Source organism: Halostella limicola, assembly GCF_003675875.1.
Taxonomy (GTDB): domain Archaea; phylum Halobacteriota; class Halobacteria; order Halobacteriales; family Natronoarchaeaceae; genus Halostella; species Halostella limicola.
Genome location: NZ_RCDI01000004.1, coordinates 46,352 through 64,374 on the forward strand (window position 1 = coordinate 46,352; position 18,023 = coordinate 64,374).

General features: G+C 67.6%; 13 protein-coding genes. 4 read left to right on the top strand and 9 right to left on the bottom strand.

Translation table 11 applies throughout. The features are described 5' to 3' along the window. Positions 1 to 15 precede the first annotated feature (15 nt). From D8670_RS17150 to D8670_RS17160, 3 genes are all read right to left on the bottom strand, one after another. Positions 16 to 1,632: a sodium:solute symporter family transporter gene (locus D8670_RS17150; RefSeq protein ID WP_121819352.1), complete on the bottom strand. Its 1,617-nt coding sequence runs from the start codon at positions 1,630 to 1,632 to the stop codon at positions 16 to 18. Next, the gene (locus tag D8670_RS17155) at positions 1,629 to 1,862 is read right to left on the bottom strand and encodes a hypothetical protein (RefSeq protein ID WP_121819353.1); all 234 of its coding nucleotides are present in this window, start codon (positions 1,860 to 1,862) and stop codon (positions 1,629 to 1,631) included. The genes D8670_RS17150 and D8670_RS17155 overlap by 4 nt, the downstream gene beginning before the upstream one ends. 240 nt (positions 1,863 to 2,102) lie before the next feature. Continuing rightward, a complete protein-coding gene (locus tag D8670_RS17160) occupies positions 2,103 to 4,184 on the bottom strand; it encodes an oxidoreductase (RefSeq protein WP_121819354.1) in 2,082 nt (693 codons plus the stop codon). Between the two features lie 235 nt (positions 4,185 to 4,419). Here D8670_RS17160 and D8670_RS17165 point away from each other — a divergent pair, with 235 nt between their 5' ends. Continuing rightward, complete coding sequence (locus D8670_RS17165; RefSeq protein WP_121819355.1) at positions 4,420 to 5,190, top strand: IclR family transcriptional regulator; 771 nt, start codon at positions 4,420 to 4,422, stop codon at positions 5,188 to 5,190. Positions 5,191 to 5,410: 220 nt separating this feature from the next. On the opposite strand, the gene D8670_RS17170 is transcribed toward D8670_RS17165, so the two are convergent. Together D8670_RS17170 and D8670_RS17175 are read right to left on the bottom strand one after the other, a co-directional pair. Then, positions 5,411 to 6,655, bottom strand: a complete 1,245-nt coding sequence (locus tag D8670_RS17170; RefSeq protein ID WP_121819356.1) for a hypothetical protein — start codon at positions 6,653 to 6,655, stop codon at positions 5,411 to 5,413. A 109-nt stretch (positions 6,656 to 6,764) separates the two neighbouring features. Further along, positions 6,765 to 7,184, bottom strand: a complete 420-nt coding sequence (locus tag D8670_RS17175; RefSeq protein WP_121819357.1) for a VOC family protein — start codon at positions 7,182 to 7,184, stop codon at positions 6,765 to 6,767. A gap of 797 nt (positions 7,185 to 7,981) precedes the next feature. On the opposite strand from D8670_RS17175, the gene D8670_RS17180 reads away from it, so the two are divergent. Next, the gene (locus D8670_RS17180) at positions 7,982 to 9,301 is read left to right on the top strand and encodes an orc1/cdc6 family replication initiation protein (protein ID WP_121819358.1); all 1,320 of its coding nucleotides are present in this window, start codon (positions 7,982 to 7,984) and stop codon (positions 9,299 to 9,301) included. Positions 9,302 to 10,000: 699 nt separating this feature from the next. Next, a complete protein-coding gene (locus D8670_RS17185; RefSeq protein WP_121819359.1) occupies positions 10,001 to 11,059 on the top strand; it encodes a S66 family peptidase in 1,059 nt (352 codons plus the stop codon). A gap of 33 nt (positions 11,060 to 11,092) precedes the next feature. On the opposite strand, the gene D8670_RS17190 is transcribed toward D8670_RS17185, so the two are convergent. The 4 genes from D8670_RS17190 to D8670_RS17205 all read right to left on the bottom strand — a co-directional run bounded on the left by D8670_RS17190 (position 11,093) and on the right by D8670_RS17205 (position 16,641). After that, positions 11,093 to 11,413, bottom strand: coding sequence for an EthD family reductase (locus D8670_RS17190; RefSeq protein WP_233752260.1), 321 nt, complete (start codon positions 11,411 to 11,413; stop codon positions 11,093 to 11,095). Positions 11,414 to 11,478: 65 nt separating this feature from the next. Then, positions 11,479 to 11,733 (bottom strand): hypothetical protein, encoded by a 255-nt coding sequence (locus tag D8670_RS17195; protein ID WP_121819360.1) that lies wholly within the window; start codon positions 11,731 to 11,733, stop codon positions 11,479 to 11,481. An 88-nt stretch (positions 11,734 to 11,821) separates the two neighbouring features. Then, positions 11,822 to 15,124 (bottom strand): formate dehydrogenase subunit alpha, encoded by a 3,303-nt coding sequence (gene fdhF / locus D8670_RS17200; RefSeq protein WP_121819702.1) that lies wholly within the window; start codon positions 15,122 to 15,124, stop codon positions 11,822 to 11,824. Beyond that, entirely contained in the window at positions 15,121 to 16,641 is a 1,521-nt protein-coding gene (locus D8670_RS17205) for an NADH-ubiquinone oxidoreductase-F iron-sulfur binding region domain-containing protein (RefSeq protein ID WP_121819361.1), read from the bottom strand. Before D8670_RS17205 ends, fdhF begins: the two co-directional genes overlap by 4 nt. 86 nt (positions 16,642 to 16,727) lie before the next feature. Between D8670_RS17205 and D8670_RS17210 the strand changes: the two genes are divergently transcribed. Continuing rightward, positions 16,728 to 17,894, top strand: coding sequence for a CobW family GTP-binding protein (locus D8670_RS17210; RefSeq protein WP_121819362.1), 1,167 nt, complete (start codon positions 16,728 to 16,730; stop codon positions 17,892 to 17,894). The last annotated feature ends 129 nt before the right edge of the window (positions 17,895 to 18,023 follow it).

An 18,023-nucleotide genomic window follows, 5' to 3' on the forward strand; every position in this document is an offset into this window, starting at 1 on the left:
GGGAGGAGAGAGGATTCAGTCGTCGTCGCTCGCGCGCTCGCCGGCGACGCCGGGCGAAGAGACGGTGCCGCCGCGGGTTCGGCCGAGGTCCACGATCTCCTGAATGTCGGGGTCGAGGTCCTCGTAGGTGCTCGTCGACGTGACGGCGGAGACGCCGACGAACACGACGTACCCGATCACCATGGCGAGCTGGCCGCCGAGGACGCCCATCGGCAGGCTGATGCCGAAGTACTCCACCCCGTACGCCAGGACGAGCGTGAGTCCGAGGCCGGTGCCGCCGCCCCAGAGCGCGCCCTCGGCGGTCGCGCCCTTCCAGTTGTAGGCGATGGCGACGCAGGGGAAGATGACGGCCGCGAAGATGGCCCACCCGGCGGCGCCCAGCACGAAGATGAGGCCGGGGAACGTGGCGGCGAGGACGCCGGCGGCGATCAGGACGGCCACCGTCGTTGCGCGTCCGTACAGCACCTCCTGGTCGTTAGAGAGGTCCCGACTGAGGTGTTCGATGAAGTAGTCGTGGACCACGGCGGCCGACGCCATGTTGAGGAAAGAATTGCTCGTCGACATGATCGCCGCGATGACCGACGTGAGGACGAACGCGACGACGACGTCGGGCGCGAACGCCACCAGCGCCAGCGGCAGCGCCGCGTCGGGGTTCCCGGGATCGGGGACGTGCCCCGCGAGGATCCCCGCGCGGACGAACGGCGCGGTGACCCAGTAGAGCGCGGTGAGCATGTAGCTGACCGCCGTGACGAGCGCGCCCCACTTCAGCAGGGAGACGTCCCGGATCATGTAGAACTTCGTCGTTGCGTGGGGCTGGCCGGCGACGGTCAGCTGGATGACGACCACGGAGAGCATCAGCCCGAGCCCGGCGATGCCGTCCATGCCCAGCAGCGTGAAGTCGAAGAACGCCGGCTGTTCCGCGGAGATGGTCGACACCATGCCGTCGACGCCGCCCGGGTACCGCGTGACGGTGTAGTACGCGGTCAGCGCCGCGCCGAGCACCATCATCGCGCCCTGGATGGCGTCGGACCAGATCGCCGCGAGCATGCCGCCGATGACGGTGTAGAAACCGACGATGGCGAGGCCGATGATCAGGGCCTCGAAGAAGTTCACCGGGAGGATGAGCGCGCCGATGATGCCGAGCGCGGCGTACTGCGCCGCGAGATAGCCCATGCAGCCGAGGATCACCGCGACGATTCCCAGCAGGCGAACCCGCTCGTCTTTGAACCGGTAGTACATCGCGTCGGGTGCCGTCATGGCGTCGCGCAGTTCGCCGAGCATCCGCATCTTCCGGCCCAACAGCCAGTACGAGAGAACGAACCCGAACGGCGTTCCGACGGCGATGACGATCAGGTACTCCAGACCGATGACCGAGCCGGTCCCCGTGACGCCGACCATCCCCCACCCGCTCTGGATGGCGGCGAACATCGAGAGCGCGATGACGACGAGGCCGCCCCGCCTGCCGGCCGCGAAGTACTCTTCCTGGTCGGTCTGGTACCGACTGGCCAGGACGCCGATGCCGATCATCAGGAGCGCGAAGAGGACGAGGAAGACGACTGCTGTCTGCGAGTAGTACTCGACGCCGATCTCGCCGCCCCATGTCTGAGCGGGTGCGAGCAGCGCCCCGGTCATCCTCCGATCTCCCCCATGCGTTCCTCGTCGGTCTCGCGGTCCTCAACCGGTACCTCGTCGGACACGTCCACGTCCTCGAACGAGAGGCCGAAGTAGAGCGCGAACCCGACCACGACGGCGGCCAGCAGCAGGTAGATCTCGACGACCGGCGTCGGGAACCCGAGCAGGTACGTCGGCGTCGCGACGCCGAACAGGGACGCAGTCGCCGCCGAGCAGAGTTGCGACAGCATCGTTACCCACCTCCCTCGGTCGGACGCCGAGTCCCGTCAGACCCCTCGGTCGGTCCCGGAGTTCCGTCACTCCCATCTGGCGTGCGGTACCGCCCCGTTTCGTGCCGATAGCTAGCGCTCGGCATACGATCGGATCGGCGTCATAAAACTCTATAAAACTTTCTCCGAGTGGGACCCGTTCGTGGGTGAACCACCGGTTTGCGTGGTGCTGGCAGTGTGAGGGGTTTCTGTGCGAGCGAGCTATCCGAACAGTTCCCGCACGGCGCGTTCCCCCTCGTGGATGGCTTCCATGATCGTTCGCGGGGCGGCGGCGTCGCCGACCAGTTCGATCGGGCGGTCGTCGACGGCCCGCCAGAGGTCGTCTTCGGCGCGGCGAAAGCCCGCGAGGACGACGGCGTCGACGTTCTCGACCCGGACCGAGCGGCCCTGTTTGTCGAGGACGACGTCGGGCCACTCGACGGCATCCACCGTGGCGAACGTGTGGAGTTCGACCGGGTCGTCCAGCGAGAACAGGTCGGCGCGGAGCTTCGCTTTCGTCGGCCCGGTGAGGTCGGCGCCCGGGTCCGCGCCGGGCATGGCGAAGTGGACGTCGCGGCCGGCCTCCGCGAGCGTCTTCGCCGTGCCGATCCCCTTCCAGTGGTGCTCGCCGTCGTCGACGACGAGGACGCGGTCGCCGGGAGCCGTCGGTGGGTCGTCGCCGGAGCCGGAGCCGGAGCCGGAGCCGTTCAACACGTCCGCGGCCGACAGCACTCGCGCCTCGTCCCAGCCGGGCACGTCCTCGCGTTCGATCCCGAAACTGCGGTACCCCCTGGGGAACGACGGGGAACTGGACCCGGTTGCGACGACGACCGCGTCCGGGTCGCGTTCCTCGATCAGGTCCCGGGTAACCTCGGTGTCGGTTTCGACGGCGACGCCCTCCCGGTCGAGCGCGGCCCGCAGCCAGAGGATCGGTTTCTCGAACTCATCGCGGCCCGAGATCTCCTTGGCTGCGCGAACCTGCCCGCCGAGGGTTTCGTCTCGCTCGCACAGCGTCACGTCGTGGCCCATCCGTGCGGCGACCTCGGCGGCCTTCATTCCGCCCGGCCCGCCGCCGACCACGAGGAGCGAACGGGGCTCGTCGGCCTCCGGAAGCGTCCCCATCCCGAGGTCGGCCTCGAATCCCGTCGCCGGGTTGAGCACGCAGCGACACTCCGCGCCGTCGTAGATGCGCTCGATACAGCCCTGATTGCACCCCATGCACTCGATCAGTTCGTCGAGTCGCCCCTCCTTCGCCTTCTTCGCGATGGCGGGATCAGCGATGTGGCCTCGCGTCATCGCGACCAGATCGACCCCGCCCTCGCCGAGGATCCGGTCGGCGTCCCGTGGGTCGGTGACGCGGCCGACGGTGGCGACCGAGACCTCCGGGTCCTCCGACACGACGGTCTCCGCGATGCGGTTCGCCAGCGGGGCGTACAGTTCCTGCTCGTGTTGCATGTCGGGGACGATGTAGTCCTGCCGGAGGTAGGTCCCGGCCTTCACGACGAGGTAGTCGACCTGTCCCGTCGCGGCGAGGCGTCGGGCCACCTCCGCGTACTCGTCGACGTCCATCCCGCCCGGCGCGAAGTCCTTCGCGTTGACCTGCAGGCCGACGACGAAGTCGTCGCCGACGCGGTCGCGCGTGGCGTCGAGCGTCTCGCGGACCACCCGGAGCCGGTTCTCCAGGCTCCCGCCGTACTCGTCGTCGCGGTCGTTGGAGTACGGCGAGATGAACTGCGAGAGGAAGTAGCCGCCGTAGCCGGAGTGGATCTCGACGCCGTCGAAGCCGCCCCGCTGGATGATCTCGGAGGTGTGAGCGTACGCCTCGACGATCTCGGCGATCTCGTCGGTCGTCAGTTCGTGCGGCATCTCGCCGTTGACGGGTCCGGGGATGTCGCTGGCCGAGACGACTGGCCGCTCGGACTGAAGGCTCGTGATCTGGCGCCCGTAATGGAGGTTCTGACAGAATATCTTCGCGCCGGCGTCGTGGACAGCGTCGGTGAGTTCGCGGAGCTGGGGCACCATCGTCTCGGCGTCCCAGCCGCGGATCGCGCTCCCGCTGACCGACGACGGGTGGTTCGCGAGGTACGCCATCACGATGAGGCCGATGCCGCCCTCCGCGCGCTCGACGTAGTAGTCGATCAGCTTCTGCGTTATCTCGTCCCCGCTCGCGTAGTTCGTCGTGTGACCGGTCATCATCAACCGGTTCCGCAGGTCGACGTCGCCGACCGCGGTCGGTTCGAAGAGGTTGTCGAACTCGTACTCGTCGGGGATACCGTCGGCTAAGACCGCCTGATCGGGGTCCATGGTCAGTGGTGATCGTTGACGATCGCCAAAACCGTTGTGGATGGACAGATCGGGCAGAAGGAATGTGGCGCTGGGAGCGGGAACGGAACACAGTACGTTGGAGAGGTGACGTCGAACGGAATAGAGAACGCCGCGCTGCGAAAGGATGGAAGCGGGACCAAATCAGGACGGACTCGCTGCGAGCGGTCCGAATTACTCGAATACCTTTATTGTGTCGGCGGTCGGACAGCACGGCATGGAAGGCGACCGCGAGCACCCCCGGCCGGTTCAGACGGTCGAAACGGCGTCGACGCTCCTCGAACGCATCAAGGAGCGCGGCGGCGCGACGCTCCCCGAACTGACGGCGGAACTCGACCTCGCGAAGAGCACCGTCCACCGTCACCTCGGGACGCTGGAGGAACTCGACTTCGTGGTCCGCGACGGCGACGAGTACCGAGTCGGACTACGGATGCTCGATTTCGGCATTCACGCGCGCGAACAGCAGGACGTGTTCCACGAGGCGACGGACACCGTCGACGAACTGGCCGCCGAGACGGGCGAGAAGGTCTGGCTGATCACTCACGAGCACGGGCGGAGCGTCCACCTCTACGGCGCGACCGGGAAGCGGTCGGTCCGGACGCCCGCGCGCGAGGGCGAACAGGGGTACCTGCACCAGCTCGCCGCGGGCAAGGCCATCCTCGCGACCTTCCCACGGGAGCGCGTCGAACGGGTCGTCGACGAGCACGGGCTCCCGGCGGCGACGGACAGAACCATCACCGATACGGAGCCGCTGTTCGAGGAACTCGCCGCCGTTCGAGAGCGGGGGTTCGCGTTCAACCGCGGCGAGTCGATCCCCCGGCTCAACGCCGTCGGCGCGGCGATCACCGACGACGAGGGGGAAGCCGTCGCGGCGATCAGCGTCTCCGGTCCGTCGAACCGCGTGAAGGGGGACTTTCTGACCAAAGAGCTCCCGGACCTCCTGCTCGGCGTGACGAACGAGGTGGAGATCAATCTGAGTTACACCTGACAGCACCGAAATAGCGCTTTCGACGTCCCCGATGGGTCATAATCGGGTCGTTAGTGCTGGACGCTATCGTGTCATCAGGGCTGGACGCTTTCGGTGTTTCCGGTCTTGCGCTTCGTGCAAGGGGGAGTTTTCGGGATAGCTTTGTAGCCACTTTGTGAAGACTCCAGAGGCGCAGTCGTATCGGTCCGAGTACCTCGTTAGAGGAGGCCTCGCAGATTCGTTAGAGGCGTTCGCGCAGGGTCCAGACGTCCGCCGTGGGGTCCAAATTCGACGGTTCCGCACCTCGTTCCGTGAGGATACCCGCGTGAAACAGTATCGCCTTCAGCTGGAACACCGTCGGCGAGTGATACACGTCGCCGTCCGCGAGTTCCGCTGTCCGGAGGTCGCCGTCCGCGGTCAGAACGCGCTCGCGCACGGTGTCGTCGCCACGGACGAATAGCTCGATCGCGAACGTCGGATGAAGTTCGTGGAGGTACTCGACGAATTTGCGGAGGCTCGGTCGTTCAGAACCGTCCTCGTGGAGACGCTGGAGTTCCTCGACGAGCAGTTGCGTCGCCGGGTAGTGATAGACGATCCGGCGGGTCAACAGGCCCCACTTCGGGGCCAGGTCGCGGAAGCGCTGCCGCGACCGCTTCCAGGCGTCGAACTCCCGGAGCGCGGCGTCGACGGTGCCGTACTCGGCGCGGGCGAACCGGACGACTTCCCGACCGAGCGGCGTCAGGCTCACCCGCGGCGGGTCGACGTCGACGAGGTTCAGAAACGACGCGCCCGTTCGGGCGCCGTCGATGGCATCGACCACGTGATCGCTGAGCACCGCCGCGGTCTCGTCCGGATGATACAGCGCGAGGGGGTACGCGAGGTAGTTCTTCGGGTGGTTCAAGCTAAACGACTTGTTCGCGACGCCCTGCGCGCTCGCCTGAAATCGGATCGACGACGCCTCGTCGGGGTTGCGGTTGCCGACGACGCGGGGGACCTCCAGCGTGCGAACGTCGCCGTCGGCGGAGACGCCGAGCACGCCGACGTTCAGTTCCCGCGCCAGTGTCCGGTCGGACTCCGAGACGGCGTCGGTCGGCGCGGCGACGAACGCCGCGTTCGCCTCGTGGAGGCGGTCGTACGCCTGGACGACGCCGCGTCCCACGTCGACGCCGCCCCGGCCGACGTACCCCTTCGCTTCCACGACGACCAGCGGCGGGTCGTCGCCGAACCGCTCGACAGCGAGGAGATCCGAGTCGACGTTCCGGACGCCGACCAGGTCGGGATACCCCGATCCGACGCGAACGTGATTGAACGGTGCGAGCGCCGCCTTCACTTCGTCTCGGACGGGCCGGTCGTCGATCCAGTGGTCCGTCGCGAACTGGGTGTCGACGACCGCGTACGATCCCTCCGCGTCGGCCTCCGGAAAGATCCGTCGCTTGGCGTGGGCCAGCACGGTCGGCTCCGTCAACTCCCTCGTCGCGCCTGCCATGAGCTGGAGATCGAAGCGGTCCGGCAAGAGCGTTCGGGCCGCTGTCCGTCACTTGCCGCCGGTGAATTACGTTCGTTGGTGGATTACGTTCGTCGACGGATCTCGTCGCTCACGCTTCGAGGACTTCGACGAGGTTGTTCTCGGGGTCGCGGAGAAAGAGGATACGCGTGCCGCTGGCGGTAGTCTGGGGCTCGCTCACCGTCTCGACGTCTTCGGGGAGGCCCTCGAAGAACGCGTCGAGGTCGTCGATGGCGAAGCCGAGATGTTTCGCGCCGGCCTGGTTGACGCTCTCGGCCGTCGCGTCGTCGCGGGCGGGGTCGTACTCCACGAGTTCGACGCGAGCGCCACCCGCGTCGAGGTGGGCGAAGTTCCCGGCGGCCCCGTCGACCCCGACGCCGGTCGCGAACGATTCGCCCGATACCGAGAAACGGTCCAGGACGTCGAGACCGAGCACGTCCTCGTAGAACTCGACGGCCTCGTCCAGATCAGTCACCGTCACGCCGTAGTGGTGCGCTTCGAGTCGCGACATACTCTGTCGAGAGCGCGAGAAGGACAAAGTCGCTTCGTCTCGACGGAGAAGGCTCCGGCTCGATGGGACGGGTCCCGTGACGGGAGCAGCCGTGGACGGTGTGACGGACGGCGGGACGGTCTACGGTCGCCGTTGCTGACGGACAGACACCTCTATCGATTTGTTCGAGGTGGCGACGACGGACCGTCGCGACGAAACGACCCACCCACGCCTCTATCGATTTGTTCCGTCGGGGATGCGGGGACACCCACACACCTCTATCGATTTGTTCGAGATGAAGAGAACGGGGAGGACCGGGAACAGTCGAACAGCCGCGATCTAACGAGGGTCTGAGGAAGGAGGATTTAAGTATCCACGAACAGCGAAAATCCACGGACTGCACGCTAATGGAACAAATCGATATCGGGGTGTGTTCTTCTAGTCTTCTAGAACTAGACTAGAAAGAAGAAGAGAAAGAGTAGAACCGAACCAACCGAAACGACACGGATACGTCCACCGTACCGCGCGTTCCGTCTTCTACACCCCGCCCCTTTCTCACGCCGGAACAAATCGATAGAGGTGTGTCTGTGTGTCCTCGATACGTCTAGCTGCACTGAGACGACACTGACCCCTCATCCCGACCTCCCAAGCTCTCTCATCCGGAAGCGACGACGTACCTTCGCCGAGGTCGAACAAATCGTCGGAGGTCCCACGGAGAGGACCGCATACGTCGGTATTCTCCCCGAAGAACGGCTATTCGGCGGCAAAACAAATCGACAGGGGGAACCTTTTTGCCGGGGGAACGGAATGGGGTAGGTATGTCAGGTCCCGGCGACGGCGACTCCAGGAACGCAGGGTCGATAAAGGACATGATCCTGGAGCAAGAGGAGACGGCGACGCTCATCCGCGACCGGACGCTGCTCGACCCGACGAAGATCGTCGACGAGGACCGGATCGTCGGCCGGGACGAGCAGCTGTCGGCGATAACGCGCCATCTCCGCGTCGCGATAAGCGGCGAGCGACCGCCGAACCTGTTTCTCTACGGCCCGTCCGGGACGGGCAAGTCCCTGATCATCAACGCGGTCTGTCAGAACATCGTGGACCTCACCGAGAACCGCGACACGAACTTCGGCGTCTTCCAGATGAACTGCCAGAACGTCGGGACCCTCGGGTCGGCCGTCTACGAACTCGCGCGCAAGGTCGCGGACGACGCCGGCGTGGAGGTGGGCGTCCCCGAGCACGGCATCCCGACGAAGAAGAAGTGGAACGAGCTCTACCGGCTCGTCAACGAGCACTACGACATCGCGGTCTTTGTCCTCGACGAACTCGACATGCTCGTGGGCCGCCGGGACAAGGACGAACCGGCCTTCTCACGGCTTCTCTACCAACTCTCCCGTGCAGGAAGCACCAACGAGATCACGGCGAAGATCTCCGTCGCGGCGATCTCAAACGACACGAAGATGATGGAGGACGTCGGTTCCCGCGCGCTGAGTTCGTTCACTCCGGAGGACGTCCACTTCGACGACTACGACGCCAACCAGCTCCGCGAGATCCTCGAACACCGCCGCGACGCGTTCCACGACGGCGCGCTCTCGGGCGACGTCATCCCGCTCGCGTCTGCGTTCGCCGCTCAGACCCACGGCGACGCCCGCAAGGCGATCGACCTCGTCCGGACCGCGGGTTCGATCGCCGAGCGCGCCGGCGCCGAACAGGTCCGCGAGGAGGACGTCCGACGGGCACAGGACAAGGTCGAGAAGAACCGCGTACTGGAGGTCACGCGCGGCATCTCGACCCAGAAGAAGCTCTGCCTGTACGCGACGGCCGCCGTCGCGACGGAGACCGGGGACAGCGCCGCCAAGAGCCCGCACGGGTACACGGTGTACCAGTACCTCACACAGACGCTCGACGCCGAGCAGTACCATCAGGAGACGTACGTCAACAAGATGAAGGAACTGACGACGTACTCGCTGGTCGAGTCCGAGCGGAAGAGCCAGGGACCGAACTCCGGGAGCTATCTGGAGTTCACTTTCGGCGAGGACCCGGACACCATCATCGAGACGCTCCGGGAGGATTCCCGCATCGAAGACGTCCACGAGGACGAGCTCCGCGCGGTCGTGAACGCGCAGCTCCGGGAGTGAGCGCGAACAAATCGATAGAGGTGTGTGGGCGTCCCCGCATCCGCGGCGAAACAAATCGATAGAGGTGTGGGGGAGCGCGGACGACGCCCCGAACAAATCGATAAGGGTGTGCTGACGCCGTTTACCGAAGGACGAACTGTCCGACGTGTTGGTGTCGGAGGCGTCTTCAAGTGAGGCCGAACAAATCGATAACGGCGTCTCCGTGGCGGCGATGACCTTCCGAACAAATCGATAACGGTGCGATCGGTCACCTATCCTGATCACCGTAGCAAGGTCTAAACCCCGGTCTAAATCGGGACAGGTGAGTCGATGGCCCCTACCGGTCGTCCGAACGGGCAGCCCAAACAAATCGATAGAAGTGAGACGGGAAACCAGGGGACAGTCGGAACAAATCGATAGAGGTGGGCGGTTGACCCCGAGCGTGGAAAGCCGAGATCGAACGTAGTATACCGCGCCCGAAACTCGAAGACGGTGGCTATCGGTCGAAGACGGCGACTACCGGTAGAATACCCCGATCCAGGGACGAACAAATCGATAGAGGTGTCTCACCGGAGATAACGCTCCCGGCATCCCCCTTTTGATGGACTCTGACGGGGCCGGCCCCGGCCGACGCAGCATCGATCTCCGTCGGTTCGCAAAGCTCCGAACGGTTCGCAAACGTCCGAAAACACCTTGTGAGAAACCTTCGATAGGCGGCGTATGCCGACCGACTTCGTCACGCCGCCGCCGCTCTCGCCCGGCGACCGCGTCGCGGTGGTCGCCCCGTCGAGCGGCGGCGCACGTAACGCGCCGCACGTGTTCGAACTCGGCCTGACCCGCCTCCGCGAGGAGTTCGACCTCGAACCGGTCGTGTATCCGACCGCGCGACAGAGCGACGAGTATCTGGTTGCCAGCCCGCGAGCGCGGGCGGCCGACGTCCACGCTGCGTTCCGGGACCCCGACATCGCTGGGGTCGTCGCCACGATCGGCGGTTGGGACCAGTTGCGCGTCCTGCGTCACCTCGATCCCGGGGTCCTGCGCGCGAACCCGACCCGGTTCTACGGGATGAGCGACAACACCAACCTCTCGCTCGCGCTGTGGAACGCCGGCGTCGTCTCGTACAACGGCGGGCAGTTGCTGAACGAACTCGCCGTCCCCGGGGAACTCCCCGAGTACACGAAGCGGTACTGCCGCCGCGCGTTCTTCGAGGAGTCGCTCGGCGACCTCGACGCGTCGGCGGAGTGGACCGACGAACCGAGCACGTGGTGGACGAACCCCGACGAACTCGACTCGCCGCCCGCGTACGAGCCGAACCCCGGGTGGCAGTGGGCCGGCGGAACGGACGCGGTCACCGGTCGCCTCTGGGGCGGGAACCGGCAGATCGTGGAGTGGTACCTCGCGGCCGACCGACACGTCCCCGACGCCGAGCAACTGGACGGGGCCGTTCTGGCCCTGGAAACCGCAGAAGACCTGCCGAGTCCCACCGACGTTCGCGGGACGCTGATGGCGATGGGTGAGCGAGGCCTGCTCGAGCGATTCTCCGGGGTGCTCGTGGGGAGGCCGCCGGGTCGGAGCTTCCTCGAAGAACCGCCCCGCGAGGAACGGGAAGCCTACCGCGAGCAAGTGTACGACGCCGTCGTCGAGGAGGTCGGTCGGTACAATCCAGACGCGGCGGTTGTCTGCGGGCTCGACTGGGGACACACGACTCCGGTCGCGCCGCTTCCCGTCGGCGAGAGAGTGACCGTCGACCCCGCGGACGAGACGGTACAGTTCCACTGACGGGCTAGGGCGTAATCCTCCCTCTCTTCGGGTCTATTCGACGTGCGTCGTCTCCTCGCCGACGGCGACCATCCGGAGCGCGTCGGTGTCGAGGAAGTTCTCGGCGTCCGCGGTGACCTCGCGACCGGTCTCTGACTCGAAAGCGGCGTCCATCGCCTCGGGGTCGTCGAACCACAGCTGCGCGACGTAGTCGACGCCGGCCGAGGCGGGGTCCAGTGGGACCGAGGACGTGTACTTCTGGAGCCCCGGCAACTCCTCGACGAGCGGCGCGTGCTCTTCCTCCATGTACTCGATGCACTCCTCGTGACTGGTCCCCTCTTTTCGGGTGGCGAAAATGACCATCTTGCACGCCATGCCCGGAGCGTTCCACAGGACGACGGTTCAAACTACGGGAACCGGTATGCCGGGTCGGTCCTCTCCTAACACTCGAGGGCGTCGAGGCGGTCGTCGCGGACGAGCACCCCGCTCGACGCGGACTCGATCTGAACGCCCTCAGGGAGTTCGGAGCGCGCGACCGGATCGAGCAGCAGCAGTTCCTCGGCTTCCGTCTCCACCCACTCCCGACCGGTGTCTTCCTCCCAGCAACAGGGCTGCCACCGCCCGGCTTCTAACCGTTCCCACACCTGCACGTCGCTGTAGTAGCCGCCGTCCGAGCACTGGTAGATGGTCGCCATCTGTCTGACCCCACGGAGGAACCCTATTAAAATCTCGTGGCCGATATGATAGACTAAAGACTGGAACGCAGCGAAACACCGGGCGGGCTCAGTCGTCGACCGTTGCGCCGGCTGACTCGCCCTCCTCCGTAGCGGCTGGCGCGACCCGGACCGACGACACCTTGTACTCCGGGATCCCGCTCGTGGGGTCGAACGCCTCGTTCGTCAGGCGGTTGACCGCGCCCGTCGCGAAGTGCATCGGCACGAACACGACGCCCTCGCCGACCCGGTCGGTCACACGCGCCGTCACGGTGATCTCGCCCCGCGGCGACTGCACGGTGACGCGGTCGCCGTCGCCCACGCCCGCCGCTTCCGCCGTCGCGGGATGGATCTCGACGTAGGACTCGCCGGCGTGGCGCATCATCCCCTCCTGCCGTCTGGTGAGCGTCCCGGTGTGGAAGTGATACAGGACGCGCCCGGAGGTGAGCGTGAGCGGGAACTCCTCGCCGGGCACCTCCTCGGGGTGGCCGGAGTCGGCGGGGACGAACCGCGCCTTGCCGTCGTCGAAGTTGAACCCGTCCTCGTAGAGGAAGCGCGTTCCGGGGTCGTCGGCGTCGCGGCAGGGCCACTGGAGGCCGCCTTCCCGTTCGAGGCGGTCGTGGCTGATGCCGCCGTAGATGGGCGCGAGGTCGGCTATCTCGTCCATCACCTCGGCGGGCGAGTCGTACGACCAGCGGTCCCCGTCGTGGGCGATGCGCCGGCTGAGGTCCTGGAGGATCTGCCAGTCCTGCCGCGCGTCGCCCGGCGGGTCGATGGCCTGCCCGACCAACTGCACGCGGCGCTCCGTGTTCGTGAACGTCCCCTCCTTCTCCGCGAACGAGGCCGCCGGGAGCACGACGTCGGCGTACTCGGCGGTCTCCGTCGGGAACAGGTCCTGCACGACCAGGAAGTCGCAGTCGTCCAGCGCCTCCTCGGCGTGGGTGATGTCCGGCTCCGAGAGCGCGGGGTTCTCCCCCATCACGTAGAGGCCCTTCACGTCCCCGACGTGCATCGCGTCGACGATCTCGGGCACCTTCAGCCCGATCTCGCCCGGCGGGCGCGTTCCCCACGCGACCTCGTAGACGTCCAGCACGTCGGGGTCGGTCACGTCGAGGTAGCCCGGCAGGACGTTGGGGAGCGTCCCCATGTCCCCGCCGCCGCCCTGCACGTTGTTGTGGCCGCGGAACGGCGACAGCCCGGCGTTCGGCTTCCCGACCTGCCCGAGCGCGAGCGCGAGGTCCGCGACGGCCTGCACGTTCGCGGTGCCGTGGGAGTGCTGGGTCATCCCCATCGCCCAGCCGAAGACGACGCTGTCGGCGGTGCCGAGCGTTTCACCGGCCCGCTCCAGTTCCTCGGCGGGGACGCCGGCCAGCTCCTCCACGCGCTCGGGCGTGAACGGCTCGACCTTCTCCCGGAGGTCGTCGAACCCTTGCGTCTGTTCCTCGATGAACGCCTCGTCGTGATAACCCTGCTCGATCACGTACCGCGTGAGGCCGTTGAGCCACGCAACGTCGTAGCCCGGCCGCGTCCGGACGTACTGGTCGGCGTGCTCGCCGATCTCGTTCTGTCGCGGGTCGAACACCACCAGGTCCGCGCCCTCGCGGACGTTCTGCTTGATCCGCGTCGCGAGCACCGGGTGGGACTCAGTCGTGTTGGATCCCGTGATGAGGTAGGCGTCCGCGTTCGCCACGTCCTCGATCGAGTTCGACATGGCGCCGAAGCCGACGGTCTGTTTCAGCGCCGCCACCGTCGAGGAGTGACAGAGCCGCGCGCAGTTGTCGACGTTCGGCGTTCCGAGCACGCCGCGCGCGAACTTCTGCATGAGGTAGTCCTCCTCGTTCGTGCACTTCGAGGAGGCGAAGCAGGCCAGCGCCTCGGGGCCGTGCTCCTCGCGGATGGCCTCGAACTCGTCTGCGATCCGCGACAGCGCCTCGTCCCACGTCGCGGGCCGCAACCGGCCGTCTTCCCGAATCAGCGGCGTCTCCAGGCGGTCCTCTGCGTCGGTGAAGTCGTAGCCGAACTTTCCCTTGACGCAGGTCGAGAAGTCGTTCGCGGGCGCGCCGTCGGGGTCAGTCGCCCGGACCCCGAGCACCTCGTTCTCGTCATCGTCCGACCACACCTCGAAGCGACAGCCGACCGCGCAGTAGCCGCAGGTCGTCTCCGTCTGCTCGATGTCGCGGGACCGCGCTCGGGCCACCAGTGTCGCGATGTCGAACAGGCGGCCTTCCGGAACCGTCTTCCCCACGAGCCACTCGGCCGCGTGCTCGCCCTCCAGGAAGGCACGCATGCCCGCTTGCCGTGCCACGTCGCTCGCCTGTTGCTTCGCTCGCTGCATGAACCCGGCGACGCCCGAGCGCTCGGGCGCGCCGGCGAAGGGCTGCTGTTGGTCGGCCGTCCGCACTACCGCGTCGCTCTCGATGACCGTCCCCACGGAGTTCTTCTGCGTGAACCCCGGGAGCGGGAGCGTCGTCTCGTCGACGAGCCCCTTCTCGACGAGCGACCCGGTCGGGCACACCGTCGCGCAGTGGCCGCAGGAGACGCAGGTCGAGTCCTCCATCGTGTCGGCGTCGCTCATGAAACCGATCCGGGGGTCGCCGTCTGGGCCGTCCTCGATCCGGAGGACGCCCTGCACCTGCACGTCGTTGCACGCCTCGACGCAGCGGTTACAGAGGATGCACTTGTTGCGGTCGATCTGGATGAACGGCGACGTGTCGTCGATCGGTTCGTAGGCGTCCCGGTCGTCGAGCACGCCGTATCGCGGGTGTTCGACGTCGGCCTCGATAGATGCGTCCTGGAGTTCGCACCGGCCGTTCTTCCCGCAGGTCGTGCACCGGAGGTTGTGGTTCGAGAGGACCAGATCGAGGTTCACGCTCCGTGCCTCCGCGGCGGCCTCCGATCCAGTCCGCACGCGCATCCCGTCGCGGACGGGGTACGAACACGACGGCACGACCTCGCCGTCGGCCTCCACCGCGCAGGTCTGACAGGTCGTTCGTGGGCCGACGATGTCGCCGGCTTCTGTGTCGCGGTCGTAGTTACAGAGCGCGGAGACCTCGTCCTCCCGCCCGGCCGCTTCGAGGGCGTCGAGCAGCGTCGCCTCGCCCTCGACCGTCACCTCCCGGCCGTCGACATGCAGCGAGACGGGACCGTCGGCCGCACCGCAGGACCTTCCTGCGCCGACGGGCGGATCGTTCGCCGTGCCCGTGCGGAAGTCCTCGGTCAGCGGCGTCTCCTCGCGGGGATCGGTCACGTTGCGGACACCGGGGGTGGAGTCGGCCGGGCCGGGGCTGTCGGGGCCCGCCTCACCCACGTCCGGCACGCCCGGTGTGGGACCGGACGACCCGTCAGCGTCGGGATCGGGATCGTCGGCGCTCATGGCTCGCACTCCCCCGACGGGCACCGGCCGTCGGCGTGGGCCAGGAACTCGGGTTCGAACTCGTCCATCGCGGTCCGGGTCGGCCGCGCGGCGGCCACGCCGAACTGGCACAGCGACGTGTCGCGCATGCTCCGCAGCAGTTCGCGCAGGCCGGCGGCGTCGTAGTCGCCGTCGTACACGTCACGGAGTTTCTCCTGCAGTTGCTTCGACCCCTCGCGACAGGGGACGCACCGCCCGCAGTTGCGCTCCTCCGCGAAACGCGCCCGCCTGCCGGCGACCGCGACCGCGCAGCGGGACCCGTCGAACAGCTCCACGACGCCGTTCTCGCCGAGGTCAGCCGCCGCCATCGCGTCGGCGTTCGCCGGCACGTCGAGCGACCGCGTCAGGCCGCCGAACTGCCCGCCGACGCAGGCCATCTCGAAGTCCAGTCCGTCAGAGGGCCCGGGACGGTCGACGGCGTCGAGCGCGCGCGACAGCGAGGCGTCGGTCGGCAGTTCGACCGTCGCCCGCGGGGAGTCGCCGCAGACGGTGACGAGCCACGTCTCCGGGTCGTCCGGCGCGCCGACGTGGTCCTTCGCGGCCTCGGCGCGCACCGCCTCTCGCAGCTGGGCGACGGTCCGGGGCGTGTGGACCACGGTCGGCCGCCCGTAGAGGCCGTACGTCGCGGGCCCCGGCGGCCGCCGCCGCGCCTCGATTCGGTCGTTGCCCTCCAGCGCCTCCAGCGCCATCGTCGGCTCGCCGACCTCGAAGGCGTCCGGGCCGGTCGCGACCTCGAACGTTCCCGGGCCGACCGAGACGGTGGACGACTTTAGGTTCTCCTTCAGCGCATCGAGGCGCGACCGGGCGAGGTCGTGTCGCTCGCCGAGAAACGCCACCACGTCGGTCGCTCCGACGACGTCGGCGACCGCGAGCGCCCCGTCGACGACGCTCGCGGGATCGGATTCGAGGAGCAGGCGGTCGGCGTCCGCGTTCGGGTCCGCGTCGTTCCCGTTCACGACCACGACGGGGTCGCCGTCGGCCTCGCGGGCCTCGTCCCACTCCTCGACGACCGGGCCGTCGGCGGCGTCCGCGCGGCCGCGTCCCCGGACGCCCGTCTCGCGGGCGACCGATTTGAGCGCTTCGGGGTCGGTCTCTCCCATCGGCGCCGGGTCCGTCGGATCGACCCAGCCGCAGCGCGCGAGGACGCGCCGCTCGCCCGCCGCGAGCGGGCCCTCCGACGGCCACGGGAGCGCGTCCCCGTCGCCGACAGTCTCTGCAGGCGGCTCCAGCAGTTCGTCTGGAAACGGGTTCAGAAGCCCCCGAACCCCCGTCGGCGTCACGCCGCCGTACACCGCGGTCCGGCCGTCACGGGTCATCGCGACGAGGGGTTCCCGCCACGTCGCCCCCGTCGGCCCGACCTGTCGGACGTCGACGCCCGCGTCGGCGGCCTCCCGCGCCGCCCGGAACACGTCTCCACCCCCGCGTGAGCCGACGGTGACTCGCACCGTCGGCCCCGCTCCCTCGGTTCGTTTCGGCATGGACACGTGAACGGATGCTGTAATGTTAAATGTTGTCTAATATCATGAAAGGGTTCTTATTGGTACGATGCTAGCTAACCTGTGACATGAACGCTCCGATCGACGGTGACGCCATCCCCGTCACCACGATCAGCGGGCCGCTCGGCGCGGGCAAGACGACGCTCGTCAACAGGCTGTTGAGCGACCCGGGCGACAGGCGCATCGCCGTCGTGGTCAACGACATGGGCGAGGTGAACGTCGACGCCGCGCTGATAGAGGACGGGACGGACGAGGGGATCGTCGACCTCTCGAACGGCTGTATCTGCTGTCGCCTGCAGGACGACTTCGTCACGGAGGCGACGCGGCTGGCAGAGGCGCGGTCGTTCGACTACCTCGTCGTCGAGGCGTCGGGGATCAGCGAACCGATCCCGATCGCCCGGGCGATGACGGTTGGCACCGAGGACCGGGATCCGCCGGACGGGTTCCGACTCGACACGACCGTGTCGGTCATCGACGCCTACGGGTTCTGGAAGGCGTTCGACCCCGACGAGTCGCTGCCCGCCGCCGCGCCCGACCCGGAGCGGCCCCTGACGGAGGTGCTCGTCGATCAGGTGGAGTTCTGCGACGTGCTCCTGCTGAACAAGTGCGACATGGTGCCCGACGACGCCCTCGACGCGGTCGAGGCGGCGATACGGGAACTCCAGCCTCGGGCGATGCTCTATCGGACGACGTACTCCGAGGTGGACCCGTCGACGGTCCTGGGAACGGGCCTGTTCGATTTCGAGGAGGCACGCCGGCAACAGGGGTGGAAGCGGGCGCTCGCGGCGGGTGAGGGTACGCATGGCGGCGACGGAGCCGGCAGCGACGGAACTCACGCGCACGACCACGGCGACTCCGACCACGACCACGGCGACGCGTCCGCCGCCGAGGCCCACGGCGTCGAGTCCTTCGTCTACCGCGCCGCCCGTCCGTTCCACCCTGAGCGTTTCGACGCGTGGCTGGACGACTGGCGCGGCGACGTGATCCGCGCGAAGGGGTTCGCCTGGCTGGCGAGCCGACCAGACGAGGTCGTCGGAGTCAGCCAGGCCGGCCCCGCGGTGCAGGCCGGACCGATCGGCGAATGGGGGGACGACGACCCCGCGACCCGACTGGTGTTCATCGGCCGCGAGGTGGACGAGACGGCGATCACGGCGGAGCTCGACGACTGCCTCGTGACGGAGGACGCTGGTTCGTGGGCGCGGTCGGACGACGCGTTCCCTCGCGGCTCCGGCTGAGGGACGGCGCGGCGGTGGATAGATCCTGGCGCTCGGATGCCCTAGAAATGGCAGTCCTCGCTCCGCGCTGCCTGCCCTCGGTCCGCGTTGCGCCGCCCCAGCCCGCGCTGCATCGTCCTCAGTCCGCAT

Bases quoted from the DNA above. Each gene is read 5' to 3' on its own strand.
- D8670_RS17150 (WP_121819352.1), bottom strand. From the start codon at position 1,632: ATGACCGGGGCGCTGCTCGCACCCGCTCAGACATGGGGCGGCGAGATC.
- D8670_RS17155 (WP_121819353.1), bottom strand. From the start codon at position 1,862: ATGCTGTCGCAACTCTGCTCGGCGGCGACTGCGTCCCTGTTCGGCGTC.
- D8670_RS17160 (WP_121819354.1), bottom strand. From the start codon at position 4,184: ATGGACCCCGATCAGGCGGTCTTAGCCGACGGTATCCCCGACGAGTAC.
- D8670_RS17165 (WP_121819355.1), top strand. From the start codon at position 4,420: ATGGAAGGCGACCGCGAGCACCCCCGGCCGGTTCAGACGGTCGAAACG.
- D8670_RS17170 (WP_121819356.1), bottom strand. From the start codon at position 6,655: ATGGCAGGCGCGACGAGGGAGTTGACGGAGCCGACCGTGCTGGCCCAC.
- D8670_RS17175 (WP_121819357.1), bottom strand. From the start codon at position 7,184: ATGTCGCGACTCGAAGCGCACCACTACGGCGTGACGGTGACTGATCTG.
- D8670_RS17180 (WP_121819358.1), top strand. From the start codon at position 7,982: ATGTCAGGTCCCGGCGACGGCGACTCCAGGAACGCAGGGTCGATAAAG.
- D8670_RS17185 (WP_121819359.1), top strand. From the start codon at position 10,001: ATGCCGACCGACTTCGTCACGCCGCCGCCGCTCTCGCCCGGCGACCGC.
- D8670_RS17190 (WP_233752260.1), bottom strand. From the start codon at position 11,413: ATGGCGTGCAAGATGGTCATTTTCGCCACCCGAAAAGAGGGGACCAGT.
- D8670_RS17195 (WP_121819360.1), bottom strand. From the start codon at position 11,733: ATGGCGACCATCTACCAGTGCTCGGACGGCGGCTACTACAGCGACGTG.
- fdhF (WP_121819702.1), bottom strand. From the start codon at position 15,124: ATGAGCGCCGACGATCCCGATCCCGACGCTGACGGGTCGTCCGGTCCC.
- D8670_RS17205 (WP_121819361.1), bottom strand. From the start codon at position 16,641: ATGCCGAAACGAACCGAGGGAGCGGGGCCGACGGTGCGAGTCACCGTC.
- D8670_RS17210 (WP_121819362.1), top strand. From the start codon at position 16,728: ATGAACGCTCCGATCGACGGTGACGCCATCCCCGTCACCACGATCAGC.